At 54.6% G+C, this 25,728-nt stretch carries 18 protein-coding genes; 17 read left to right on the top strand and 1 reads right to left on the bottom strand.

Features of this window, described 5'->3' with window-relative positions; genetic code table 11:
* Positions 1-45: 45 nt before the first annotated feature.
* The 10 genes from AC1AX7_RS08015 (at position 46) to AC1AX7_RS07970 (ending at position 14,314) form a co-directional block, all read left to right on the top strand.
* Positions 46-1,149 (top strand): ROK family protein, encoded by a 1,104-nt coding sequence (locus AC1AX7_RS08015; RefSeq protein ID WP_476509561.1) that lies wholly within the window; start codon positions 46-48, stop codon positions 1,147-1,149.
* A gap of 58 nt (positions 1,150-1,207) precedes the next feature.
* Positions 1,208-2,128 carry an ROK family protein gene (locus AC1AX7_RS08010; RefSeq protein WP_476509560.1) on the top strand — a complete coding sequence of 307 codons (921 nt, stop codon included), beginning with the start codon at positions 1,208-1,210 and terminating at the stop codon, positions 2,126-2,128.
* A 256-nt stretch (positions 2,129-2,384) separates the two neighbouring features.
* Positions 2,385-2,936: an NADPH-dependent FMN reductase gene (locus AC1AX7_RS08005; protein WP_476509559.1), complete on the top strand. Its 552-nt coding sequence runs from the start codon at positions 2,385-2,387 to the stop codon at positions 2,934-2,936.
* Positions 2,937-3,035: 99 nt separating this feature from the next.
* A complete protein-coding gene (locus AC1AX7_RS08000) occupies positions 3,036-3,983 on the top strand; it encodes an EamA family transporter (RefSeq protein ID WP_476509558.1) in 948 nt (315 codons plus the stop codon).
* 361 nt (positions 3,984-4,344) lie between these two features.
* Positions 4,345-5,691 carry a xylose isomerase gene (gene xylA / locus AC1AX7_RS07995; protein ID WP_476509557.1) on the top strand — a complete coding sequence of 449 codons (1,347 nt, stop codon included), beginning with the start codon at positions 4,345-4,347 and terminating at the stop codon, positions 5,689-5,691.
* A gap of 284 nt (positions 5,692-5,975) precedes the next feature.
* Entirely contained in the window at positions 5,976-7,739 is a 1,764-nt protein-coding gene (locus AC1AX7_RS07990; protein ID WP_476509556.1) for a glycoside hydrolase family 43 protein, read from the top strand.
* Positions 7,720-9,009, top strand: coding sequence for an MFS transporter (locus AC1AX7_RS07985; RefSeq protein ID WP_476509555.1), 1,290 nt, complete (start codon positions 7,720-7,722; stop codon positions 9,007-9,009). Before AC1AX7_RS07990 ends, AC1AX7_RS07985 begins: the two co-directional genes overlap by 20 nt.
* Before the next feature lie 19 nt (positions 9,010-9,028).
* A complete protein-coding gene (locus AC1AX7_RS07980) occupies positions 9,029-11,056 on the top strand; it encodes an alpha-glucuronidase (protein ID WP_476509554.1) in 2,028 nt (675 codons plus the stop codon).
* Between the two features lie 76 nt (positions 11,057-11,132).
* On the top strand, positions 11,133-13,022 hold the full coding sequence (locus AC1AX7_RS07975; RefSeq protein ID WP_476509599.1) for a sialate O-acetylesterase: 1,890 nt from the start codon (positions 11,133-11,135) through the stop codon (positions 13,020-13,022).
* Positions 13,023-13,255: 233 nt separating this feature from the next.
* Positions 13,256-14,314: a LacI family DNA-binding transcriptional regulator gene (locus tag AC1AX7_RS07970; RefSeq protein ID WP_476509553.1), complete on the top strand. Its 1,059-nt coding sequence runs from the start codon at positions 13,256-13,258 to the stop codon at positions 14,312-14,314.
* Positions 14,315-14,319: 5 nt separating this feature from the next.
* Here AC1AX7_RS07970 and AC1AX7_RS07965 read toward each other — a convergent pair whose 3' ends face one another.
* A complete protein-coding gene (locus tag AC1AX7_RS07965) occupies positions 14,320-16,128 on the bottom strand; it encodes a family 43 glycosylhydrolase (RefSeq protein WP_476509552.1) in 1,809 nt (602 codons plus the stop codon).
* Positions 16,129-16,591: 463 nt separating this feature from the next.
* Here AC1AX7_RS07965 and AC1AX7_RS07960 point away from each other — a divergent pair, with 463 nt between their 5' ends.
* The 7 genes from AC1AX7_RS07960 (at position 16,592) to AC1AX7_RS07930 (ending at position 25,702) form a co-directional block, all read left to right on the top strand.
* Positions 16,592-18,280 carry an ABC transporter substrate-binding protein gene (locus AC1AX7_RS07960; RefSeq protein WP_476509551.1) on the top strand — a complete coding sequence of 563 codons (1,689 nt, stop codon included), beginning with the start codon at positions 16,592-16,594 and terminating at the stop codon, positions 18,278-18,280.
* Positions 18,281-18,359: 79 nt separating this feature from the next.
* Positions 18,360-19,352: an ABC transporter permease gene (locus tag AC1AX7_RS07955; RefSeq protein WP_464343348.1), complete on the top strand. Its 993-nt coding sequence runs from the start codon at positions 18,360-18,362 to the stop codon at positions 19,350-19,352.
* A 15-nt stretch (positions 19,353-19,367) separates the two neighbouring features.
* A complete protein-coding gene (locus AC1AX7_RS07950; RefSeq protein WP_226649180.1) occupies positions 19,368-20,309 on the top strand; it encodes an ABC transporter permease in 942 nt (313 codons plus the stop codon).
* A gap of 1 nt (position 20,310) precedes the next feature.
* On the top strand, positions 20,311-21,183 hold the full coding sequence (locus tag AC1AX7_RS07945; RefSeq protein ID WP_476509550.1) for an ABC transporter ATP-binding protein: 873 nt from the start codon (positions 20,311-20,313) through the stop codon (positions 21,181-21,183).
* Positions 21,176-21,991, top strand: coding sequence for an ABC transporter ATP-binding protein (locus AC1AX7_RS07940; protein ID WP_033500824.1), 816 nt, complete (start codon positions 21,176-21,178; stop codon positions 21,989-21,991). Before AC1AX7_RS07945 ends, AC1AX7_RS07940 begins: the two co-directional genes overlap by 8 nt.
* An 85-nt stretch (positions 21,992-22,076) precedes the next feature.
* The gene (locus AC1AX7_RS07935) at positions 22,077-23,708 is read left to right on the top strand and encodes a glycoside hydrolase family 43 protein (protein ID WP_476509549.1); all 1,632 of its coding nucleotides are present in this window, start codon (positions 22,077-22,079) and stop codon (positions 23,706-23,708) included.
* Positions 23,709-23,830: 122 nt separating this feature from the next.
* Entirely contained in the window at positions 23,831-25,702 is a 1,872-nt protein-coding gene (locus AC1AX7_RS07930) for a sialate O-acetylesterase (protein ID WP_476509548.1), read from the top strand.
* The last annotated feature ends 26 nt before the right edge of the window (positions 25,703-25,728 follow it).

Below are 25,728 nucleotides of genomic sequence, written 5' to 3'. Positions count from 1 at the left end.
CTTTATACGGCCGCACATTTGCGATGGCGCAGAAAGGACGTGACAATGACGGACGCCAATCAAACCGGATCGACGCCTGCCGATATCCGTTCGCGCAATCGCGCTGTCATATTACGGTCGCTGTATCCCGATGTGTGGCGTTCCCGCGCTGAACTCGCCAAAATAACCGGCATCAGCAAAGCCTCGATATCAGACGTCGTTGCAGGTCTTATTGATGATGGTCTGATCGTTGAAGGCGGCTACCGCGCGTCGAGTCGCCCTGGAAAGCCCGCATTATTGGTCGGCTTCAATCCTGCCGCACGTCATATCATCGCCATCGATATTTCCGATATTCCTTCGTTGCACGGATATGTCAGCGATTTGACCGGCAACGTCATCCAATCGCGCACTGTGCAATCGGCGAATGGCGACCTGCCGCAAATCGACGACGTCATCGCATTGTGCGAAGAACTGATTGGCGCTGCAACTGCGCCGATTCTAGGCATTGGCATTGCGGTCCCCGGTACTGTCGACGATTCCGGTACGGTGTTGGACGCGTCCAATCTGCACTGGTCGTCCGTGCGTTTGCAAAGCCTGCTGGAACAACGCTTCAACCTGCCTGCGGTCGTATTGAATGATGCGGACGCCGCGGCCTTGGGCGAACGATATATGCAGCGTGGCGTGCGCAATTTGCTGGTGATCTGCGTTTCCCGCGGTGTCGGCGCAGGCATGATCATCGAAAATCGATTGGTGCGCGGCGACGGATTCGCGGCGGGGGAGATCGGTCATGTCGTTATCGATCCGACCGGGCCATTATGCGGCTGTGGTCGGCGTGGATGCTTGGAAACATTGGTGTCGGCGGCGGTGTTGCGTCAGAGGATTGCTGCTGACCCCCAATCGCGTCAGCAGATCCTTGGTGATGCGGCCGATATTCTCGGCAAAGCGCTGTCGATGCCGGTTTCCATGGCGAACCTTCGGGAAATCGCCGTCATGGGGCCTGACGATATCGTCGACGATGTTTTCCTTGAAGAATTAGGGAAAACGTTGAACGGCTGGGTGCGTACGGACGACGGCAATCCGATTACGGTGCGACGTACCAAACTCGGTCAGGAAATCGTGTCGTTGGGCGTCGGTGCCGCAGTATTGCAGACGCAGCTGAATATCCAATAGCGATGCATGCAAATTTTTCTGCGAAAACAGATAGCACAACAAAGGGAAAGGAACAACCATGGAAACCACGAATAATGTGGTTACGGACCGTTTGGTCGGCATTGATGTCGGCGGCACGAAGATTGAAGGCGTGCTCACCGACCTGAACGGCAAGGTGCTCGACGAGTACCGCGTTCCGGCGCGCCCGGGCGCACAGAACGTCGTCGACGACATCGTCGCCGTCGTGCGTCATCTGAGCGAGGAGCGCATCCCGGTCGGCATCGGCATTCCGGGGCAGGTCGATGAGAAGAACGGTGTCGTCAAGGACATCGTAAATCTCGACATCGTGCGTCTTGATCTGGCCGATGAAGTCTCCGACAGGCTGGGCGGCGTCCCGGTGCGTGTGGAGAACGACGTCAACGCCGCGGCTCTTGGCGCGGCCGCAATCGTTGACGCCCCGAAGGACGGCAGCGTGGTATTCCTGAACTTCGGCACCGGACTTGCCGCCGGTATCGTGAGCGACGGCAAGCTTGAGCATGGCTATTCCGGTGCTCTTGGCGAAATCGGCCACCTGCCGGTCGACACGAACGGTCTCAAGTGCGCCTGCGGCCAGCATGGCTGCCTTGAAACCGTTGCCTCCGGTGGCGCCGCCGTGCGCCTGTGGCCGACCGAAGACGGTCGTCCGCCGATGCCGGACGTTCTCGAAAAGGCCGCTGCCGGCTCCGAAGAAGCCCAGAAGGTCAAGCACATGCTCATCCACGGCATCGTCGACACGATTCAGGTGGTTATTCAGGGCTATGATCCGGCCATCGTCGCCATGGGCGGCGGCATGATCAAGACCGGTCAGCCGCTGATGGACGCTATTTTGGAAGAGCTGCACGCTCGCGAAAAGGACAGTCACTTCCTTGAGACGCTGAACATCGCGGCCCGCCTGCAGATGCTTCCGCCGGAAGAACCGGTCGGTGCCGTCGGCGCCGCCCTCGCAGTGGCCGTCGCCTGAACGGTCTCTCACAGCGTGTAACGATGCGGCCGATGGTGTCGAATGATGCCGCCGGTCGCATCGTCGTATAAAGGATGTATTCCCGGATTCGTTATCTGCGGAACGAAATGACAATCCGCGCGTAATCTGGAATATTGGTGGGGACATTTCGACGTTGCGAATTCGCCGTCAAAATCGGAACATGCGTACAGCGGCATACCACACGAACGCATTCCGATTATGTGCGAATCAGCCAAACCATAAGAGAGGCATCACTATGACCCGCATTCTGTTCGTCGTCGGCTCCAAGCGTGACGGTTCCTTCAACCACATCGCCGCAGAAGAGGCGGCCAAGGCTCTTGCAGGCAAGGCCGAAGTCGGCTTCCTGAACTACACTGACCTGCCGTTCTATGATCAGGGCGCCGAATTCCCGATGCCGGAAGCCGTCAGCCGCGTACGCGAGGAAATCCAGGCCGCCGACGGCATCTGGTTCTTCACCCCGGAATATAACTTCAGCTATCCTGGCTACCTGAAGAACCTGCTCGACTGGATGTCCCGCCCGCTTGACCCGACTTTCCAGGACATGACCAGCGCCATCGCCGGCAAGAAGACCGCCGTAGCCGCAGTCGCAGGCAACTCCGCCGGCAAGGGCGTGCGCGCCAAGCTCGCCGAACTTCTGGGCTTCATCAGGACCGACGTGCTGGAACAGCAGACAGGCATTGTCCTGCCGAGCGAAGCCTTCGTGACCGGTGCGTTCGAACCGACCGACGAAGACAAGGCCGCACTGGCCTCCCAGGCCGAAGCCTTCCTCGCTTTCATCGGCGAATAATCGAATGGTCGGAGGCATAGGCAGCGGCATCGCCTTGCCCTATTCCGCGCTGTCTCGCGCCGCCTCGAATTATTTCGCATCGGATGATGAAGTCGCGTCATGCGATATCATCATCCGATGCAAAGCAATCAGATCAAACAGACTCCGCGCGGCGTTTCGGCTACGCTGATCGCCGCCGTCGTATATGGCATGTTCCCGCTGTATTGGGCCGCGCTGTCCAGCGTCTCATCCATGAACGTCATGCTGTACCGCATTCTGACCGCGGCCATCGTCATGGTGCTGTTCATGCTGGCAAGCGGTCGCTGGCATGCGTTCATGCAATCCGTGAAGGCGATGTGGAAACGCCCGAAGATCTTCGCGGGCGCCGTCGCCGCGGCGGTGCTCGTCACCATTGATTGGGTCGTCTACATTTATTTGGTGTCCATCGGACACACATCCGAGGCGAGTGCGGCGAATTTCCTGTTGCCCCTGATCAACATGCTGCTGGCGTTGGTGATTCTGCGCGAAAAAACATCGGTCCTGAGCATCGCATCCATGGTGATCGCATTGTGCGGTGCCTCCCTGTACGTGATTGATACCGGCTCGTTCCCCGGACTGGCGATGCTGATGACCTTCAGCTACAGCGGATATTGCCTGATCAAACGATTCGTGCCGCTCGATCCGTTCGAATCATTGACGTTCGAAACCGGTGTGCTGGCGCCGTTCGCGTTTGTGGCGCTCGCCGTGCAGCCGCGTTTCGGCGTGCCGGCGGGGGAACCGTGGTGGGTGTGGGCGCTGCTTGCGGGCTGCGGCATTCTGACGGTGGTTCCGCTGGTGCTGACATCATACGGCGTCAAGCACGCGTCGTTCGTGACCTTAAGCTTTACGCAATACATCACGCCGAGTATTCAGCTGGTGCTGGGCATTACGGTGTTGGGGGAGCAGGTGCCGGCGCATCGTTTCATTTCGTTCGGTGTGATTTGGTTCGCGTTGGCGGTGTACACGTTTGATTTGATTCGCCGGCACAGGCGCACGCTGGTGTTGGGACAGCGGCGTGATCATCGGTGAGACATGAGTCGTATGAGGCCTTATTGATAATAAGGCCTCATTTTTTTGAGGTTTCATTGTGTGCTGATGATGTGTTGCGCTGTGATTTTATGTTTGTGATGTGACCTCTCGGGTCTGATTTGCGTGAAGTCGTTGCTTATACATGTATCCAGGTCTGATTGATATCTGACTTCAGTGTGATTTGTGTCGTGATTTTGGCTTAATTTCAACGTTTTTACGGAGTCTTTGTCGTGTTTTCACCTTTGCGAAACGCCGAATAGTAAAACGGATTGACAAAAATAGGTAGTTCATTTTACTATTAAGGCATCGATGGATGCGCAAGAATCCGTCACCGATAGCAATGCTGAGCAAAGGAGCACCCATGGGTCTGTGGGACATTGACAAGATCGAATACGTCGGCCGCGAAAAGGGGCCGCAGGAAGGCCTCGCTTTCCACTACTACGATGCCGACCGCGTCGTCGCCGGCAAGAAGATGAAGGACTGGCTGCGCTTCGGCGTCGCCTGGTGGCACACCTTCGACCAGGAGCTCGTCGATCCGTTCGGCACCGGCACCGCCCAGCGCCCGTGGTACGGCAAGTACTCCAACCCGATGGACGAAGCCCTGGCCAAGGTTGACTACGCCTTCGAATTCTTCACCAAGCTCGGTGCCGAATACTTCTGCTTCCACGACCGCGACATCGCCCCGGAAGGCGACACCCTGCGCGAGACCAACGCCAACCTGGACAAGGTCGTGGACAGGATCGAAGAGAACATGAAGGCCACCGGCGTCAAGCTGCTGTGGAACACCTCCTCCCTGTTCACCAACCCGCGTTTCGTCTCCGGCGCCTCCACCTCCCCGTTCGCCGACATCTACGCCTACGCCGGCGGCCAGCTGAAGCACTCCCTGGAGATCGCAAAGCGCCTGGGCGCCGAAAACTATGTGTTCTGGGGCGGCCGCGAAGGCTACGAGAACCTGTGGAACACCCAGATGAAGCGCGAACAGGCCCATATGGCCCAGTTCTTCCACATGTGCCATGAATACGCCAAGGAAATCGGCCTGGATGCCCAGTTCCTGATCGAGCCGAAGGCCAAGGAACCGACGATGCACCAGTACGACTTCGATGCCGCCACCGCCATCGCCTTCCTGAAGACCTACGACATCGACTTCATGAAGCTGAACCTCGAAGGCAACCACGCCAACCTGGCAGGCCACACCTATCAGCACGAGATCCGCACCGCCCGTGAGGCCGGCGTGCTCGGCTCCCTCGACGCAAACCAGGGCGACAAGCTCATCGGCTGGGATATGGATGAGTTCCCGACCGATCTGGTCGAAACCACCACCGTCATGTGGGAGGTCCTCGACGAAGGCTCCATCGGCCCGAAGGGCGGCCTGAACTTCGACGCCAAGCCGCGTCGTACCTCCTTCTACGCCGAGGATCTGTTCCGCTCCCACATCGCCGGCATGGACACCTTCGCGGCCGGCCTGCTTGTGGCAGCCAAGATGCACGAGGACAAGTTCATCCAGAACCTGCAGGCCGAGCGCTACGCCTCCTACGATTCCGGCATCGGAGCCACCATCGACAACGGCACCGCTTCGCTGGCCTCCCTGGAGGAGTACGCTCTGGACATTCCGCAGTCCAAGCTGATCGAAGCCACCAAGTCCGATCATCTCGAGGGTGTCAAGGCCACCATCAACAACTACATCATCGACGCCCTGGCCGAAGCCTGATTCAAGGCGAAAACCAGAATCGGTGATGGTGATCGTCGCGTGCGCCAGGCGCGCCGCATCGCCGGCGTACGCGACGATTGCATCATCCATCTCCTTCTTCTTTCCTTTTTCTCCTATACTCCTTCCTTCATCGCAGAAGCAGCGGAACCGTCCAGATCATGTATGCGGTCTGGGCGGTTCCGCCGTTTGCGGAGGTATGAAAACTCGTCCCCATGGCGAACGTTTTCGGCGAGGACGCCGAATCGATGTCATTCCAACGTATCTATTTCTATTAAGGAACTCGCATGGCCGTACAGCATGGTGTCATCGTATCCAATCCGATTCTTCACGGCATGTATCCGGATCCCAGCTGGATCTGGGACGGTGAACGACAGGAAATCGTCCTGGTCAATTCCACGTTTGAATTGGTCCCGGGTTTGCCTATCCACGTGTCGACCGACATGGCGCATTGGACGCATGCATCCGATGCGATCGACGCCGACATGGCCCGTCGTCTGTTGATTCCATTCGTTGATGATTCCGGCGGAGTCTATGCGCCGACCCTGCGAAACATCGGCGGCAAATATGTGATCGCATGTACGATCGCGCGCATTAACCAGGAGATGGCGCTGTCGGGCGGATGCACTCAGGCGGAATTGGATGCGGCATTGGCTGCGGAAGGCAATTTCATCATCGAGGCCGATTCACTGGAAGGGCCATGGCGCGGGCCGTTCTGGATCACCGGTGCCGAAGGCATCGATCCCGACATCTTTGAAGATTCGGACGGCACGGTTTACTGGACGCAGACCAGGCCGGCTGTTGATTCGCAGTGGGAAGGTCAGACTGAAGTATGGACGCAGCGCATCGATCCCGATGGGTGGAGGCTGATCAATGATGGAGGTGTCGCAGGTGCCGGCAAATCTGTGATTTGGAAGGGTTATGGCGTGGAGGCCGTTTGGGCGGAGGCCCCGCACCTGTACCGAATCGGCGATTACGTTTATTTGATGACAGCCGAGGGCGGTACCAGTTTTGAGCACAGCGAAATGGCGATGCGTACGTACGCGCCGAATGGCTTGCGCGCTGCCGTTGAAGCGTTCGATAAAGCATTGAACGAATCCGGTGATGTCATTACGCCGGCTCGTGAGAACGAGCGTTGCTATGTTGGCGTGTATCGTCGTCTGTTCCATGCCGATAAGAAGAATCCGATTTTGACGCATCGGCATCTTGGCTTGGCTGATCCGATTCAGTGTGTCGGACATTTCGACATGCTTCACCATCCGACGCTTGGTTGGTGGATTGTCACGTTGGGCGTGCGTGAAACCGTCGGTGCTCAGCCGGGTGAATTACTGAGCTATTTGGGACGTGAATCCTTTGTCGCGCCGTTGACGTGGGAGCACAATCCTGCAAATTGGAAATTGGATGGTACCGGCGTTCCGATTACTCCGCAGGGCGATCCGGGCTGGCCGGTCGTCGCCGCCGGATTGGGACGTTTGCCTGAAACGATTGATATCGTCAACAATGGTGACGGCAACGCGGCGATTACACTTCATGCGCCGTCTGCTGACGCTGCTGAAGGTACAACGATGACGGTGCTTGATATGACGATCGATTCGCTTGAAGACGATTCGTTGGTGGCTGTTCGTGGGAATCGAAGCGTGCTGTATCGCCGTATCAGTGAGGATAATACGCTGATGCCGATGCCACAGTGCGGTATGCTGCGTGTCCAGCAGAATTCGACGAATTATGTGACGCTGTATATGTCGGAGAACAGCGTGAACCGTCTGACGGTCAATGCCGGTGAGCGGTCGCAGGCGATGCTGCCGTTTGAAAAGACCGCTGACGGACTGACGGTGGCTGTGCTGTTCCATGATAATCGTCTGATGATTATGCAATGCGCGAAGACCGCACTGTCTGAAGCGAAAGGCGATGGTCTGACCCCGGGTGAATTGCTGGAGGACCCCGATACGACGGTTTTGGAAGAACTGGATGCGCGCTTTATGAGTACGGAATGGTCCGGTGGATTCGTCGGGTGCATGGCCGGTAGTGTGTATGACGGTGAGGGATGCTGAATTGTCGTTACGGCATTCCGTGGGACGGGATGCTCCCGACAAGACCAATGCTGTGGATTCGGCTGAGGAGCGTTTTCCGAAATTACTGACGATTGCTCTGGTTATCGGCCCTGCATGCTGGCTGCTGCCGCATCAGGGCGCCATTTCCACGTTGCTGCCGCAGCGGCTGAACGTCATCGCCCCTGACGGCAAGGTGTCATTGCTGGTGATGTTCTCCTCCACCGCCATGGTGGTGGCATTGTTCTCGAACATCATTCTCGGCGCGCTCTCCGACAGGACCAGGTCTCGCTTCGGTAAGCGCAAGCCCTGGATCGTGATCTGTTCGATACTGTCCTGCCTGATGCTGTTCATGTTCGGACAGGCGCGCAGCATCGGTATGATGCTGCTGTGGTGGTGCCTGTACGAGGTGGTGGTCAATGGGGTGGCCTCCGCCATGGTGGCCCAAATGTCCGACCGCGTTTCCCCGCGTTGGAGGGGCACGGTGTCCTCGGCGTACGGCATGGGGCAAATGGGAGGCTCTCAGCTAGGCGCTTTGGTCGCGGCCCAGTTCCTGGACAATGTGACGGTCGGTGTGAATGTTCTGGCCGCCATCGCGATTGCCGGCGGTATCGTATCCGCGTTGCTTGCTGCGGAGCCGGGTAACGAGCATGAACCAGCCAAGCCGTTGCACGTCCGTGAATTGGCGTCGATGTTCATGTTTCCTACTCATGGAGCGCGCGAATTCTATAAGGTGCTGGCCGGACGTTTCCTGCTGGTCACCTGCTCCAGCATGGCATCGAATTACATGCTGTACATCATGCAGGATTACATCGGACTTGACGATGATGCCGCAGGGAGGCTGCTGTCCGTGAACGCTGCCATTTCCTTAATCGTCGGCATGACATGCTGCACGATTGCAGGCCCATTAAGCGACCGTCTCAGTCGTGTGCATGATATGACGACGGTGACGACATGCATCATCGCTTTCGCATCGTTGGTCGCTTTTATCGTGCCGACCCCGTTGGGGCTGATGACATATGCGGCGATCAATGGCGTTGGAAGTGGCTCTAATTCGGCATTGATTCAGACATTGAGTCTGCATGTGCTGCCGAATCCCGAGGCTGCGGCAAAAGATCTGGGATTTCTGAATCTCGCCAACACGTTGGGTGGCGTCTGCGGTTCTTTTGCGGCCGCCGGTGTTATCGGCACGTTCGGATACGGGCATATTTTCCTATTCCAGGTCGTAGGCGTGCTGTGCGCGGCAGCCTGCTTCCGGTCTGTGAAATGGTGAAGACAGAGTGGAAGGAAAGATGAATATGGCGGATGCGATGTGGCTGAAAGCCGAAAACTTCCGTGAACGCGTGCCGGAGGCGCAATGGTTCATTCATGTTGACGCCGAAGATGCGCGCACGATACGTCTGCGTAGGGAAATCATCGGATTCCTGCATCAGACCATTGTCTGCAGCGAAGCAGCGGCAACGATTATCGTGCGTATGACAAGGTTGGGAACCCCCTCCGATGAGGCGTATCGCATCCGTCAGGAGCAGGGCCGCGTCATCATAGAAAGCCAATCCAGCGTAGGTCTGGTGTATGGTTTCTATGCATATCTACGTGACATAGCCGTCGATGGGAGAGTGCGCGAGCGCACCTCTGTTCCCGATCAGTCCATACGTATGATCGATCATTGGGATCAGATCGACGGCTCAGTCGAACGCGGTTACGCCGGCGAATCGATTTTCTTCGGACATCTTGACAGCAACGATCATACGGACTTCCGTTCCTTTCCCGAACGGGATGTCACTAATCCGTTCAGAGGTGATTTCGCCCGCCTGACCGCATATGCGCGACTGATGGCATCCATCGGCATCAATGCGATTTGTCTCAACAACGTCAATGTGCGTGGTGCGGCCGTACGATTGATCACTGAGCCTTTCCTCAGCCGTGTCGCCGACATCGCCGCATTGTTCGACGAATTTGGCATCGCCCTATTCGTCTCGGTGAATTTCGCCAGTCCCAAGCGTTTGGGCGGTCTTGACACCTGTGACCCATGTAATCAAGAAGTGCGCCGATGGTGGAACGACGTTGTTGCCGACATCTATGCGCGAATACCGCAATTCGGGGGCTTCGTAGTGAAAGCCGATTCCGAAGGAGAGCCGGGGCCTATGCAATATGGGCGGACGCATGCCGACGGGGCGAATATGCTAGCAGCCGCCGTTCGCCCGTATGGCGGCATCATGGTCTGGCGCGCGTTCGTCTACAATTCGCACCAAGACTGGAGAGACCGGCATACCGACCGGGCTAAAGCCGCATACGAGAACTTCATCGGCCTTGACGGAGCATTCGCGGACAACGTCATTCTGCAGGTGAAATTCGGCCCGATGGATTTTCAGACGAGAGAGCCGCTGAACACGCTCATCGGCGGCATGAAACATACCAACATCATCGTGGAATTCCAGATTACTGCCGAATATCTGGGTCATCAGATAGACGTGAACTACGTGTTGCCCCAATGGTTGGCGATGATTGACACCGACACCATGGCATCGGTGGATGATGGACGAGTCCTTGCAATTATTCGCGCCCGTTGCGCAGATTCGCGTCATACGGGATTCGCGGGAGTGAGCAACGTCGGAATGGACGGTAATTGGACCGGCAATACGTTGGCGCAGGCCAATTTATATGGATTCGGGCGTATGTGTTGGGATAACGATATCAGCGCTCGTGATATCGCCGATGAGTGGATATCCCAGACCTTTCCTGACGTGGTCGGTACGGCTGCACAGTCTGCGATTCGCAGGATTCTTCTGGAATCCAATGCCGTGTATGAGGGGTATACCGCGCCTCTTGGTGTGGGATTTATGGTTGTACCAGGAGAGCATTACGGACCATCTGTGAACGGTTACGAATATGATCGTTGGGGCACCTACCATTTTGCCGATCGATTGGGGGTCGGCGTCGACCGTACACAGGCATCGGGTTCGGGGTATACAGCGCAATATCCGCAACGGCAGGCTGCAATCTATGAGCATGTGGAAAGCACGCCTGACGAGCTGCTATTGTTCTTTCATCATGTGTCTTACAGCCACGTGCTTCATAGCGGTAAAACCGTATTGCAGCACATTTACGACACACATTTTGCCGGTCCGGAACATGTGCAGACCTTCATCGACTTGTGGAATGGTGTGAAGGGACTGATTCCCGAATCCGATTTCAACAACGTGTCGGAACGCTTGAACCTGCAATTGGATGATGCCATCGCTTGGCGTGATCAGATAAACACGTTTTTCTACCGCATGAGTGGGATTCCCGATCAGCAGGGACGGCTTATCTACCCATAATGGAGCGGCGTATGGGTATCTGATTGTGTAGGCGTGACGGCGGGATTCGTTGTACTGAGAAAGAGGAAGGTCATTGGTGAATGCGATGCGAAGGAATACGGAGAACAGTCATTTGAAGGTTTCTCCGTTGTTTACGGATGGTGCGATACTGCAGCGCGACCGTCGGGTGACCATATGGGGTGATGCCAAGCCTGGAGTCGAAGTACGGGTCGGTATCGACGCATTGCAGGGCTCGTCCATCGCCGATGCGTCGGGGCATTGGCAGGTCGAATTGCCATGTCATGCAGCGGGCGGCCCATTTGATCTGTGCATCGAATCGGATGATGAACGTGTCCTCGTCGGCAATGTGATGTATGGCGATGTGTGGCTGTTGGGCGGACAGTCCAATATGGAAGTGAATGTGGGGCGCGTTTCCGTGGTGTTTCCTGACGAAACGGGCCCGATGCAGGATTCAATGATTCGCATATTCGCAGTACCGCAAATCTTTGATTTTATTCGACGCCATGATGATGTCCCATCGGGATCATGGCTGTCGGCAGGGGTTGACGATATCTCATCGGTTTCCGCGATCGGTTATTTCTTCGCCCAATACCTGCGAGAATCCATTGGCGTGCCGATTGGTTTGATTTCCACGGCGGTTGGCGGCACTCGTATCGAATCATGGATGAGCCGCGGGAATTTGGAATCGTTGGGAATGCTTCCTGGTGATTTCAATCGTGTGCTGCAGCCAGGGTACATCGAATATCAGCAGCAATGGTATGCGGATTATGAACGCCGATACATGCATGATCTGGATGCTTTTGATCGTGGCAAGCGCGAAGGATGGTCCCTTCCCGATTATGACGATTCCGATTGGGCCGATATGTCGTTGACGGAATCGGAGCACCCTGAAATTAAGGCGTCAGGTGCTGTGTGGCTTCGTAAGCGCATTACCATTCCGGAGCCGTTTGTAGGCAAGCCGGCCCGATTGCGTCTTGGAACCATCGTGGATGCTGACGAATGTTATGTAGATGGGCGGCTTATCGGACAGACCAGCTACCGGTATCCTCCCCGTGAATATGAAGTTTCATCGCTTCCCGCATCCTTTACCGTGGTCATACGCATGATGATTTTTACCGGACGAGGTCAGCTGACGCGGAATAAGCGGCATTTGTTGATGGTTAATGGCAATTCATGCCTTGATCTTGACGATTACGGACCATGGAAGGCCAAGCGTGGATGCTTTATGCCGGATCGTATGGAACCGGAGAATTTCATGTATTTTCCGGTTGGTGATTTCAATGCAATGATCGTTCCGCTGGCACGCTTATCGCTGACCGGTGTGTTGTGGTATCAGGGGGAGTCCAACGCCCATGCGTCTTATGGCTATGCGCAGCTGTTGATGTCGCTGATTCAGGAGTGGCGTGCGCTGTTCAAGCGTCCGGAACTACCATTCATATTTGCTCAATTGCCGAACTATACTTTGGAGCCCGATTGCGATTGGCCAAGGCTGCGTGATGAGCAACGGCGCGCTTTGACGTTGTGGAACACGGCGATGGTGGTGACGATCGGATACGGAGAGGACAATGACCTGCATCCTTTGGATAAGCGTCATGTCGCGCAGCGCTTGGCAACGGCTGCCGAGTCGTTGGTTTATGGACGTGATTGCGAGCCGATGGGGCCGCTTCCTGTCATGGCGATTCACAAGGATGATGGCGTTGAGATCTCCTTCATCCATACGGGAGGGGGATTGGTCTGCACAGGCGACGTGCCTTTTGACATTTTGGAGCCGGGAGGCTCGATATATCGGGTGAAGGCTTGTCGGTACGATTGCCATGGCGGTCACTTGATTAAGGTTCCGATCAGTCAGGAAATCAGGTTGAATCGAGGAACGTTGATTCGTTATGCTTGGGATCCGTCACCGGAGCTGTTCCTGTATAATGATCAGGGATTGCCCGCCACTCCCTTTGAATTGGTCGTGCAGTAACGGCACAGGCCGAGGATTTCTGTATGATGCGAGAATTCTGACATCGCGGTATTGGATTCGGCACCATGTTCGGTGACGGTGAAAGACTTGCAATATCGACGAAGCAGGCATTGTTCGGGAAACCTCAGCTGTCTGCATTTTTCCCGGGGGGGGGGGGCTTGAAACTCCAATGCGAAAATATTGACATGGGTGCGACTGTAAGTAACATACAGCATACGAGGAGGGAATGGCTTATGGCGGCCTCATCTTCTGGACGGCGTTCACATGCTATGGATCGTCGGGTGCAAGGCGTCCGTCTTGCTGATATCGCACGTCGGACAGGATACTCGTTAGCGACCGTGTCCAAGGTTCTCAATGGTCATCCGGATGTTTCGGCCGAAACGCGCAAACGCATTGATACGGAGCTGAGGGCCAGCGGGTATTCGCGTCATAAACGACATCTGTACCGCACCAGCCGGTGCATCGAAGTGGTGTTTGAAAGTCTTGACACCGTGTGGGGCATGGAGCTGTTACGTGGTATGGTGACGACAGCCAAACTGTTTGATGTCAGCGTCGTCGTCACACAAAGCGGTAGCCGGGAGCATGTAGATCCGCAATGGGCGGATGATGTGGCACAACGACGCCCGATTGGTGCCATTCTCGTGTTTTCCGAGCTGACTGACAGCGAGCATAAATGTTTGAGTGATCACGATATACCGTATGTCATTCTTGATCCATCAGGTGAGCCGTCAAGCGACAGCATCTCTGTGCAGGCGGACAATTGGAGAGGAGGTGTTATCGCGACAAAGCATTTGTTGGATCTCGGCCATACCCGTATCGGCATTATCACCGGTCCCCGGTCCATGCTCTGCTCCAGGGCGCGTCTGTCGGGTTATATGTCGGCTCTTGAAGAAAAAGGAATCCTTCACGATTCCACTTTGATTCGGGAAGGTGATTTCAAAACTCAAAGCGGCTATGAGCAGGCGATGTCGTTACTTAGGGACGTGGAGAATCGACCCACCGCCATTTTTGGAGGAAGCGATCTGCAATGTATGGGCGTATATGAGGCGGCACGACAGCTGGGGCTACGTATTCCGGAAGATCTTTCCGTAGTGGGGTTCGATGACATACAGACCTCGGAGTTCATGGGGCCGCCGTTGACCACTGTTCATCAGCCGTTGCAAGAAATGGCATCGCTTGCCACCCGGCTGATTATGGATATCCACGCCAACAGGGTGCTGTTGCGTACGACGATTCTGCCTGTGGGGCTGGTGGTACGCAACAGCACATGTGCGCCTCGTACGGTCGACTAATTCGTTTATTTCACTGTCACGTGGATCGACACATTGCGCAGGGCCGGATTGACGTCGCGATTCGCGGAAAGGTTGAATCTCGGACGTCCATCCACATCAAAATGCACGCGGCGAATACCGGCGCAACGTTCACGGCTTTCGTAACTGACCTCGCCGTGGAACGCAATCCACAGGTTGCCAAGATCGTCCCGGAAGAAGGAATTATGGCCGGGGCCGTATTCTCCCGCAACCGACTTGTAGTGCAATACCGGTGTAAGGCTTTTGTGCCAATTTGCGGGATTGGAAAGATCATCCTGCGGATTCGCGGTCAGCAGACCGACCGCGTACGTGTAGCTGTTTGCAGCGCCTCCGCTGTAGCTCAGATAGACGCAGTCCTCTGTAACAAATGAGTGTGGTCCCTCGTTGTTGATCGTACCTTCCGTATTTTCCCAGCTGAGCGTCGGACGGCTGAGCAGTCGTGGTTCGCTGGCCAGCATCCATGGCCGGTCTTCGTTCAATGCGGCGATATAGAGCATGGAGCCGGTATCGAACGAATCGTTGAATCCGTTGCGGTATGACCATACAGCGTAGGTGTGGCCCCCAGCCTTGATTACCGTCATATCGAGCGTGATTCCACTTGCGGCCAACGGGCTGCCATCCGCACGTACAAGGCGTTTTGGTTCTTCCCAACTTTCCTGGTCGATGAAACTCCCGCCATGACGTAGATGCATGACATGGCATTGCGGTCCCCAAATCTTGCCGCTGATGGCGAAGAAGATATATGGTTCGCCGCCCACGATGTGGAATTCCGGTGCCCAGAACGTCTGGATATGGCCTTTTAGCTCGTCGTAAGGTAAAATCAGATGGTTTTCGATGCCAGGAGCGAATAACTCCTCCGGACTGTCGGCTTCTCGCGCATAGAACTCAACGTCGTTCATTTTGTCATTGGTGAACAGCAGGTAATATTTGCCTGCCCACGGTACGATGACCGGATCGCCGGTTCCGTGCGTGAGCGGGAAACGATAACGGTTTCCATGCAGCACGCCGTGCACGACATAATCGCCTGGCTTGGTGAAGTCCACGGTGGACATATCCCAATCCACTTGTTGCGGCGCGGTGGAGCCGTCCGTATACGTTGCAATGGCGGCAATAGATTCGATATCCTTCGCGCAGTGGGCGATAACTGAATCGGGCACATGAGTGGCGCAGTGGGAGAGCTCTCCCCAGTATAGTGTCAGTTTGTCGGCCAGTGAGGCATTAATCATAACGCTATTACCAGGTATGGCATCCTCCGGTAGACCTGGCAGCATTTCAGCTTCCTTTTCCTCATGCCAGACGGTGGGCTTGACTTCGAGGGCAGTGCCGGGCAATGTGGGGAGCAATGTCTCATAGCAGCCAGAATCGGATTTCCATGCAAATGAGTAACCGTCATCTTCGATATGGACGTGCAATGCGTGAGCGGCTTCATTTCCGATTGAAAGCGGATCAAGCTGCGTAAAGGTCATGAAATCCTTGGTCTTCCATATCAATATGCGGTGGTTGGAATCTGGCTCTCCTGTTTCCTGTGTGCGTATTGCGGCGATGCCCCAACCTCCCTCTATAAGGGGAAAGATGTAGGGGTTTTTCAGGCTTTTTGTGTCAATTGTGTTGTTTTCTGTGATATCTGCCGGGGCGAATAGGATACCGTAGTTCTGGTTCAGAGATTCATAAACGCGACCGTCTCTGCTGATGGCAAAGTGAACGGCGTAGGCCAGACCGCAGGGTGTCATCCCAGGCTTATGGATGCGTGTATATGCAAGGATGGTGGCGGTTCGTCTGTTGAGAATGTGCTCCATAACGGAATCCTCTCGGTGGGGTGAAGCTGTGTCCTTGATTCCGGGACGCATGGCTTATGTGATTCGGAATGGGCGCAACGATGCGCCGCTTGTAGATTATAGCGCAATATTTCTGTGTTCATAGGTCGGCCCTTCGATGATTGCCATAGCAGGCAGGGTCCATGTTGACGTCGTGCCGTGTCGCTGTTTTGCATACCTGGGTGATGAGGCGCGTACAGGGGTTTGTCGCTAAGCTCGTCTGTGGGAACATGTATATTCCTTTATTTTTTTAGCGGGAAAATATAATCGAAAGTTTCGTAAAGTACTGGCGAGTCGTTTTCGTTATTAAGATTTCCAGTATTTAAGTTAAACGACTTGACTTTTTTTAAAACTAAGCTATATAATCAAACAGTGCTTTGGCTAAAAGCCAAAGTTTAACGAAACATAAAGATGTGATTCGTGCATGTCACCAAAGGAGAAAGACATGATGAGATCAAGAACCTGGAAGCGTGTGCTTGCAGCCGCCTGTGCAGGTATTGTGGCCTTTTCTGTGGCCGCGTGTGATGGCAATGATGCAGCCATTAAGAAAGCGGAAAACATCGTCAACATCGCGACGACTTCTACGTCGCAGCTTACTGAGAACTGGAATCCTCTGAGCCCGACCGCTTCTCAAGGTACTTGCGGTGCTCTGTATGAGGGGCTGTTCTACGTGAATGTGGCAGGCGGCGACGATACGATGCAACCGATGCTGGGCGAATCGTATAAGTTCAGCGATGATAACAAAGAGCTTACGATTAAGTTGAAGGACGGCCTGAAATGGAGTGACGGTAAGCCGATTACCTCTGATGATGCCGTGTATACCTTTAATTTGATTAATAAAAACAGTGGCTTGAACAGTATTGGCTGGCACGGCACTGTTAAAAAGGTCGACGACACCACCTTCACGCTAATTTTTGATCAGGTTGCAACCATGACGGCTCGCGCCATTCTCACCGGTGTTCCGTTGGTTCCGGAGCATGTTTTCGAAAAGATGGACGACGTGACCACCGATGTGAATAAGAATCCTGTCACGAGTGGCCCGTTCACACTTGATGAAAAGGACTTTACCTCACAGAGCTATGTGTTCCGTGCAAATCCGAATTACCATGAGAAGGGCCAGCCATATATCGACGGTGTTCGCTACACATCCTATGCTGGCGGTACTGCCACCCAGGATGCAATCATCGCAGGTGAAATCGACTGGGCTTCGAATGTATTCCAGGATCCGGAGAAGCAGTTGAAGAATGCTCCGGTTGATTATCTGACTATGCCGTCTAGTGCGCAGGTGCTGGTCACCTGTTCCAATGCCGAACTTGGCTGCACTGGTCCGCAGACCGATGTTGCCGTCCGTAAGGCGATTTATTACGGTATGGATCGTGCGCAGTTGAACAAGCTGGCATTCTACGGTATCTTCTACGATTCCAGCTCTTCGCTGACTCCTACTCCTGAAAACGAAGAGTACCTGTCTCCGGATGTTCCTGAATCGACGGTTCCGGAAGAGGCCAATGTTGAAAAGGCAAAGCAGCTGCTTGAAGATGCCGGTTATACGATGGGCAGTGATGGCATCTACCAGAAAGACGGCGTGCGTCTGAGTTTTGAAGTGCCCGCGATCTCCGGCTGGACCGAATCAATCAACGGCGTTGATGTTGCTGGTCAGCAGCTGAAGAAGGTAGGTATCGAAATGAAGGTCAAGCAGGTTTCCGCCAATGAGATGACCGAACTGTACTCGAAGGGTGATTTCCAGATCATCACTGAGAACATGTGGTATTCGGGTTCCGAGCCGTATGACTTCTACAATACTTTCTACGCTTCCGACCAGACGGCTAAGGTCGGTGAGAAGGGCGTTAACGGGTGGGCCCGTTACTCCAACAAGACCGTAGATGATGCGTTGGATGTCATCAACTCGACCACCGATACCAATGTAAAGAAGGAACAGTACGCCATTATCCAGCAGCAGGTCTATGACGACATGCCATACATCCCGATGATGCGTACCGCAACCATGGTGGAGACCAGTAAGGAATACACCGGTTGGGTCACTAAGGACAACGTCTACGCCGCCCCGGCCAGCTGGAATACCTGGGACACAGGTATCATCCTTCGTCAGATTAAGCCTGTGACGGATAACGAGTGACGTTACCGCCAATATCCCAAACAATTGGTAGGTGTCCGTCAGATATCGACGGACACCTACCCTACCGAATCGAGAAGCCATGAAATACTATCTTCGTAAGTTCGGGTTCTATCTGGTCGCTTTCTTTGCTGCGCTTACGCTTAATTTCGCTATCCCGCGCATGCTTCCAGGCGATCCGGTGGACATCGTGCTGAACAGATTGGCATCAAAGGGCCCTGTACAGCCGGACACGCGAGCTGCTATAGAATCCATGCTGGGTCAAAGTGACGGTCAGCCGCTTTGGGACCAATACGTTACGTACCTTAAAAACATTTTCACCGGAAACTGGGGTATCTCGGTGGCCTACTTCCCAACCCCGGTTTTGGAAGTCATCAAGAACGCACTTCCTTGGACAATCGGTCTGGTTGGCATTACCACGATTCTGTCCTTCATCCTGCAGCAGATTATGGGCATTGCTGCTGGTTGGAAGCACGGACGAAAGTTCGACAGCTTCATTGTCCCGGTATCCACCGTATTCCAGTCTGTCCCCTACTTCTGGCTTGCATTGATTTTTGTGTCTTTGTTCGCCAAGACTTTGGGATGGTTCCCGCTTTCCGGCGGATACGATTACCAACATCTGAATCCCGTGCTTTCGCCTGTGTTCATCGGTAGCTTACTGCATTACGCTTTCCTTCCCGCTTTGACTATTTTGGTTAGCTCCTTTGGTGCAGGTGTGGTTGGTATGCGTAACATGATGGTTTCCACATTGTCTGAGGACTACATTCTCACTGCAGAGGCCAAGGGTTTGACAGATTCCCGTATCAAGTGGCGTTATGCGGCTCGAAACGCCATTCTTCCGTCGGTGTCTGGTTTCGCTGTTTCCTTGGGCAACGTCGTGGGCGGCTCGCTGCTTACTGAAACGGTGTTCTCTTATCCTGGCATTGGTCAGCAGCTGCTTTTGGCTGTGCAGAACAATGACTACGCCCTGATGCAGGGCATCTTCATGATCATCACAACCAGCGTCTTGGTCGTCAATTTCATCGTGGATGTTTTTTACGGTTTCATTGATGCCCGAACTCGCCAGACGGACTGATTGGAGGGATTTGTCGTGACTTCACAAACTATGACTGCTACAAAAGTGTCCAATCATCAGGCTCCTAAACGTAATCGCTTCGATGCGGTCAAGCGTATGCTTCCGCGTCGCTCCGCCAAGCTTGTCACAGGTCTTGTACTGCTCGGTGCGGTGCTGCTGTTCGCGATTATCGTGCCATTTTTCGGCGATGACCCGAATGCCATCAGTGACATAGGCCTGACAGCCCCGTCTGCACAGCATCTACTGGGTACGACGATGAGTGGCCAGGATGTGTTCATGCAGTTGGCGTATGCGACGCGTGGATCTCTGATTATTGGCTTCTCAGTGGCAATAATTGCGACGATTCTTTCTGGAATCTTCGGTATCCTTGGTACGTACGTCGGTGGCATCTGGGATGATTTGCTGGCTTTGATTACTAACGTCATGCTAGTTATCCCTGGACTGCCTCTGACCATCGTCATTGCAGTGATGTCCCCAACCCGAGGCATCGCTATGGTGATCATCGTTTTGGCTATTACCTCTTGGGCCGGTTCGGCCCGAGTGCTGCGCGCGCAGACCCTATCCATGCGCGGTAGGGACTATGTGCTGGCGGCAAAAATCTCAGGCGAACGTCCTTGGCGAGTCATTGTTGTCGAAATTCTGCCGAACCTGTTGCCTTGTATGGCTTCGCAGTTCGTGTTTGCCGTGATTTTCGCAATTCTTGGCGAATCCTCGCTGTCATTCATTGGACTTGGTGCTTCTGGCCAGTTGACTTTGGGCACGATGTTGTACTACTCCCAGAATGCGGCCGCTATCAATATCGGTGCGTGGTGGTGGTTCATCCCGCCGGGAGTCGTTGTGGCCATCATCGGCGCTGGCCTGTCCTTCATCGACTTCACGATCGATGAGGTGATTAATCCGAAGCTGCGCACGTTGAACGCCAAGCCTGCCAAGAGCAAGAAAGCGAAGGTGAAGTGAGATGTCTGAAGTCGATAAGGACGTCCTGCTCGAGATTAACGATCTTGATGTCATCTACGATTCCGAGAATCCGGTACATGCTGTGCAGCATGCCAACTTGCAGATTCGACGTGGAGAGATCATGGGTTTGGCCGGTGAATCTGGATGCGGCAAATCCACGCTTGCTTACAGTGTGAACCGTTTGCTGAAAGCTCCTGGACGTATCTCCTCGGGAGAAGTGCTGTTCCATGATGCATCCGGCGAAACAATTGATGTGCGTGCCTTACAGGGGAAAGCATTGCGTGACTATCGCTGGGCGAAGACATCCATGGTGTTCCAAGGCGCAATGAATTCACTGAGTCCGGTTACCAAGATTGGTAAGCAATTGGAGGATGTGTACATTACGCATTGTCCTGGTATGAGCAAATCGGAGCGTCAGGATCGATGCGCTGAGTTGTTGAAGATTGTGCATGTTGACCCCAATCGTTTGGCTGCATACCCGTTCGAACTGTCTGGTGGCATGCGTCAACGTGTGATGATTGCCATGGCTTTGGCCCTTGATCCACAGTTGATTATCATGGATGAGCCGACGACTGCGCTCGATGTGGTCGTCCAACGCGAAATCATTCAGCAGATCACAGAACTCAGGAATCAGCGTGGCTTTTCCGTCATCTTTATCACGCATGATTTGCCGATGCTTTTGGAAATCACGGATCGTATCGCCGTGATGAAGAACGGTGTCATTGTTGAGCAGAACACGTCCGAGAACATCTATTGGCATGCCCAGCATCCATATACCCAGCGTTTGCTGGGCTCCTTCCCGTCCTTGACGGGCGATCGTGGAGATTTTGTCCGCGTGGTTGCGAAGAATTCGGAGGTTAAGAGCCATGAGTGAAATCAAGCTCGATCACATTGTCAAGGATTTCGATCTGCGCAATGGTCTGAAACACACCACGATTCATGCGGTCAAGGATGCCAGCTTTACGCTGGAATCCGGGAAGACGATTGCGTTGGTGGGCGAATCCGGTTCCGGTAAATCAACTATCGCGCGAATGATTACTTGCTTGGAGACTCCGACTTCAGGTACCATTACACTTGATGGTAAGCCGGTTCCTCGCGGCGGCAGGGCTTTGCACCAGTATCGTCACAACGTGCAGATGGTATTCCAAGATCCGTTTGCTTCCTTGAATCCGTATCACAATATTTATCACCATCTTGTTCGTCCGATGAAGATCAATCATTTGGCTAAAACAGAAGAGGAATATGAAGAGCGGGTCATGAAGCTTTTGGAGCGCGTCGAATTGTCTCCGGCCAAGGACTTCATGTGGCGGCGTCCTCATGAACTGTCCGGCGGACAGCGTCAGCGTGTAGCCATCGCTCGCGCTCTGGCTCCTCAGCCCAAGATTCTTATTGCTGACGAACCGGTTTCGATGTTGGATGTGTCCCTACGCCTAGGTGTGCTGAACCTGTTGGCCCGTATCCAGCAGGAAGAACAGCTTGCCATGCTGTACATCACTCATGATCTGGCAACTGCCCGTCACTTTTCTGATGAAATTATGGTGATGTACCACGGCGATATTGTTGAACATGGTCCATCGGATGAGGTGATTCTGCATCCGAAGAACGAGTATACGAAGAAGTTGCTTGGTGCCGCACCGGATCCGGATGCGTTTTTCCGTGCCAAGCGTGACCATATCGCGTGACGGATTGTGTGGCATAAACCGCTGTCGTCTATATAAGGCAGTCCGTTTATGCCACACTGTTGCATTCTCATAGGGAGCGTTTATTATGCAAATCGCAAACCCCGTTCTCCCGGGATTCAATGCCGATCCCTCTATGATTCGAGTCGGGGATACCTACTACATTGCCAATTCCACGTTCGAATGGTTCCCAGGTGTCCGTCTGCACGAGTCCAAGGACATGGTCCATTGGAACCTGTTGCCGAGTCCACTGAGCCGCATAAGCCAGCTTGATATGCGAGGCAATCCGTCATCCGGTGGCATCTGGGCTCCAGATCTTTCCTATGCGGACGGCAAATTCTGGCTTATCTACACGGACGTGAAGGTCGTGAACGGCGCGTTCAAGGACTGCACGAACTATCTGGTGACGGCAGAGGACATTCGTGGTTCGTGGAGCGAGCCGGTTCGTGTGAACGGCGTCGGCTTCGACGCAAGCCTGTTCCATGATGACGATGGCCGTAAGTATCTGGTGCAGCAGACTTGGGATTTCCGTGAATACCATCATGGATTCGACGGCATCACGCTTACCGAATTCGATGTGGAGACGATGAAGCTCAAGCCGGAAACCGAACGCACGATCTGGCGTGGCACGGACGTCAAGCTTACCGAGGGGCCACATCTGTACAAGATCAATGGTTATTACTACCTGTTCGCTGCTGAAGGCGGCACCGTATACACGCATCAGGAAGTCGTGGCCCGTTCCAGGTCTTTGGACGCGCTGTCCTTTGAAGGCATGCCATCGAATCCGTTCATCACGAATTTCGACACGCCCCGTTCCTATCTGCAGAAGCAGGGCCACGGTGCGCTGGTCGATACCCCGTCGGGCGAATGGTATTATGCCTCGCTGTGTGGCCGTCCGTGGCATCATGACAACGAATCCTTCACCGATCCTCGCGGCTGGTGTACGCTGGGCCGTGAAACGTCCATCCAGAAGGTCGAATGGACCGAGGACGGTTGGCCGTACGTTGTCGGAGGGCACAGCGGACAGCGTTATGTGGATGCCCCGAAGGACGCCATCGAGACCGAGGCGCCTGCGGATCACAGCCAGCATGACGATTTCATGTCGGACACGTTGGACCTGAATTGGAACACGCTGCGCGTGCCGTTCGATAAGAACATGGGCAAGGTCGGCGGCGGTGCATTGGAACTGCGTGGCCAGGGTTCGCTGTGCAATCTGTTCGACCTGTCGTTGGTGGCGCGTCGTTGGCAGGCGTTCAACTTCGATGCGACCGTGAAAGTCGAATTCGATCCGAAGAACTACCGTCAAATGGCCGGTCTGACGAATTACTATGACGATTTGTGCTGGTCCTGGGTGTTCGTGACCTGGGACGAACAGCGTCAGTGCCGTGTGATTGAAGTCGCACAGAACGATTTCAACAACTACACGTCTTTCCTGCGCGACAAGGCACCTGTTGTGCCGGATGACGTGAAGACCGTATGGCTGCGCACGAAGGTGCGTAAGCAGTGGTATTCGTACGAATATTCGTTTGACGGGACCACGTGGACTGATTTGGGCCTCAAGCTGGACGCGAAGATTCTGTCGGACGACTATATTGTGCGCCAGTACGGCGGCTTCTTCACCGGAGCATTCGTTGGTATGGCTGTGGTTGATTTGTCCGGATACGACAGGGTCGCGAAATTCGGCGAATTCGATTATCGGGAATTGCCTGATAACGAATAGGTGTTCTGGTGGCGACGGAAACGTGTGTTTTCGTCGCCACTGGCGTATGCAAACCGTCATGAATCGTATATGACGGAGATTTCATATGGCCGGTCAAAGATGGAAGAAAAGGGAACGCGACGATGCTTGCGATGCCGAAGATTTTCGATGACGGATGCGTGCTGCAATCCGGACAGGACGTGCCGGTGTGGGGGTGGTGCGAACCACGGCGGAGCGTGACGGTCACGGTTCAGGAACATGCGGTGACGTCTCAGGCCGATGAGAAGGGCGCTTGGAAGGCTGTTCTCCCCTCATTGAATCCCGGTGGGCCGTTCACGATGGTCATCGAATGCGGTGACGAACGACTGACCCGTGAATGTTATGTAGGTGAGGTGTTCCTGTGCTCGGGCCAGTCCAATATGGAACTGCCGATGCAATGGGTCAAGCCGGATTATCCCTCGGAATTCGAGAAGGAGCCGGATCCATTGCTTCGTCAGTACAAAGTCGTGTGGCGTTATGACTTCAATGGTCCGGTCGCCGATCATGAAGAGGCGCATTGGGCCGCCTGCGATGCGGACGGCCTGCCCGAGTTCTCTGCCGCCGCATACTTCTTCGCCAAGCATATCCGACAGCATTACAATGTTCCTGTCGGTTTGCTGAACGTCTCGTTAGGAGGGTCCCCAATCGAATCCTGGTTGGATTGGGACACGTTGCAGCGGTTCTCCGATGCTGTGAAGGAGCTGGAACCGTATTTGGGGGAGGGGGTTGCCGAGAAACGCAGTGCAGACAGCATCGCTGCCCAGCAGGATTGGTTGCGTCGCCTTGATGAGAATGCAATTCCACAGGAGCAATGGCGGTGGCATACGATGGACATCCCTGCCCTATTCCGTGAAGCCGGGTTGTCCGATTTCCGTGGTCGCGTGGAATTCCGCAAAACCGTATATTTGCCTCGCCAGTGCGATGGCAGGTTTGCATTGCTGCGTCTTGGTCTGTGGATGGACAGTACCGAGGTTTTTGTGAATGGGCGGCACGTCGGTAGCACCACATGCCAGTACGAGCCGTTGGATTTCACGATCGATGAAGGCATTCTGCATGCCGGTGCCAACGAAATCCGCGTTTGCTTGATTTGCGAAAACGATATGGGATGCGTCGTTTCAGGCAAATCCATGTTCCTGCGTGTCGGAGACGAATCTTTCGACGTATCCGGAGCATGGCGGTATGCGGTCATCTCGCGCACCGATGAGAACCGACCAATCGAGGATTTCGTCCGCTGGAAGCCGGTCGGCCTGTATAATGCCATGCTGGCCCCGTGCATTCCTTACGGTGTCCGTGCGGCACTGTGGTATCAGGGTGAATCAAACACCGGCGACCGCGCCACGCAATACCATGACATGCTGGCCGCAATGATCAATCTGTGGCGTTGTAAGTGGGCGCAAAAACGTATGCCGTTCCTGATTGTCCAGTTGCCTGTCTTTTCGATGAATTGTCTCGATGATGGCGGTTGGCCGCTGATTCGTGAGGCGGAATGGCAGGTGTCGCAGGACGTGAATGATGTGGCCACCGTCGTCACGTTGGATGCTGGTGCTTGGAACGACCTGCATCCCTATAACAAACAGCTGGTTGGTACGCGTTTGTTCGAAGCCGCGTTGTCACTGGTCTACGGCGAGAACACCCTGCAGCCAGCCGTACGCGATGTCACCATTGACCGGGCCCGCAATGAGGCCGTTATCTCGTTCGTGCATGTGACGTACGGTACGAAGCCTGATGACAGTGCAGAGGATTGTGCAATGGCGACGTTGGACGGCGGTGTTCCGGAGGAATTCGAATATGTCTGGTCCGACGGCGGCACCGTGCAGGCCATGCCGGCGATCATTGACGGGAACACGGTCCATGTTGCGTTGCCGCCGCGTCGTCCGGAATCCATCCGATACGCGTGGGGCAACAACCCGCATCGCGGGTTGCTGTGTGACGAGTACGGTATACCGGTGACGCCGTTCCGTATCAAATTGTCGTAACGAGATTTTGTATTGGTCACATCCCG

This window comes from Bifidobacterium sp. LH_449, assembly GCF_056356755.1.
The sequence above is the reverse complement of the archived record's forward strand: the minus strand, read 5'-3'. Positions and strand labels throughout refer to the sequence as shown.

What these genes read in the sequence shown, in the direction of transcription:
- AC1AX7_RS07945 (WP_476509550.1), top strand. Translation starts at nt 20,311, where the DNA reads ATGTCTGAAGTCGATAAGGACGTCCTGCTCGAGATTAACGATCTTGAT.
- AC1AX7_RS08005 (WP_476509559.1), top strand. Translation starts at nt 2,385, where the DNA reads ATGACCCGCATTCTGTTCGTCGTCGGCTCCAAGCGTGACGGTTCCTTC.
- AC1AX7_RS07940 (WP_033500824.1), top strand. Translation starts at nt 21,176, where the DNA reads ATGAGTGAAATCAAGCTCGATCACATTGTCAAGGATTTCGATCTGCGC.
- AC1AX7_RS07990 (WP_476509556.1), top strand. Translation starts at nt 5,976, where the DNA reads ATGGCCGTACAGCATGGTGTCATCGTATCCAATCCGATTCTTCACGGC.
- AC1AX7_RS08015 (WP_476509561.1), top strand. Translation starts at nt 46, where the DNA reads ATGACGGACGCCAATCAAACCGGATCGACGCCTGCCGATATCCGTTCG.
- AC1AX7_RS07970 (WP_476509553.1), top strand. Translation starts at nt 13,256, where the DNA reads ATGGCGGCCTCATCTTCTGGACGGCGTTCACATGCTATGGATCGTCGG.
- AC1AX7_RS07955 (WP_464343348.1), top strand. Translation starts at nt 18,360, where the DNA reads ATGAAATACTATCTTCGTAAGTTCGGGTTCTATCTGGTCGCTTTCTTT.
- AC1AX7_RS07960 (WP_476509551.1), top strand. Translation starts at nt 16,592, where the DNA reads ATGATGAGATCAAGAACCTGGAAGCGTGTGCTTGCAGCCGCCTGTGCA.
- AC1AX7_RS07980 (WP_476509554.1), top strand. Translation starts at nt 9,029, where the DNA reads ATGAATATGGCGGATGCGATGTGGCTGAAAGCCGAAAACTTCCGTGAA.
- AC1AX7_RS07965 (WP_476509552.1), bottom strand. Translation starts at nt 16,128, where the DNA reads ATGGAGCACATTCTCAACAGACGAACCGCCACCATCCTTGCATATACA.
- xylA (WP_476509557.1), top strand. Translation starts at nt 4,345, where the DNA reads ATGGGTCTGTGGGACATTGACAAGATCGAATACGTCGGCCGCGAAAAG.
- AC1AX7_RS08010 (WP_476509560.1), top strand. Translation starts at nt 1,208, where the DNA reads ATGGAAACCACGAATAATGTGGTTACGGACCGTTTGGTCGGCATTGAT.
- AC1AX7_RS08000 (WP_476509558.1), top strand. Translation starts at nt 3,036, where the DNA reads ATGCGATATCATCATCCGATGCAAAGCAATCAGATCAAACAGACTCCG.
- AC1AX7_RS07935 (WP_476509549.1), top strand. Translation starts at nt 22,077, where the DNA reads ATGCAAATCGCAAACCCCGTTCTCCCGGGATTCAATGCCGATCCCTCT.
- AC1AX7_RS07930 (WP_476509548.1), top strand. Translation starts at nt 23,831, where the DNA reads ATGCTTGCGATGCCGAAGATTTTCGATGACGGATGCGTGCTGCAATCC.
- AC1AX7_RS07985 (WP_476509555.1), top strand. Translation starts at nt 7,720, where the DNA reads ATGACGGTGAGGGATGCTGAATTGTCGTTACGGCATTCCGTGGGACGG.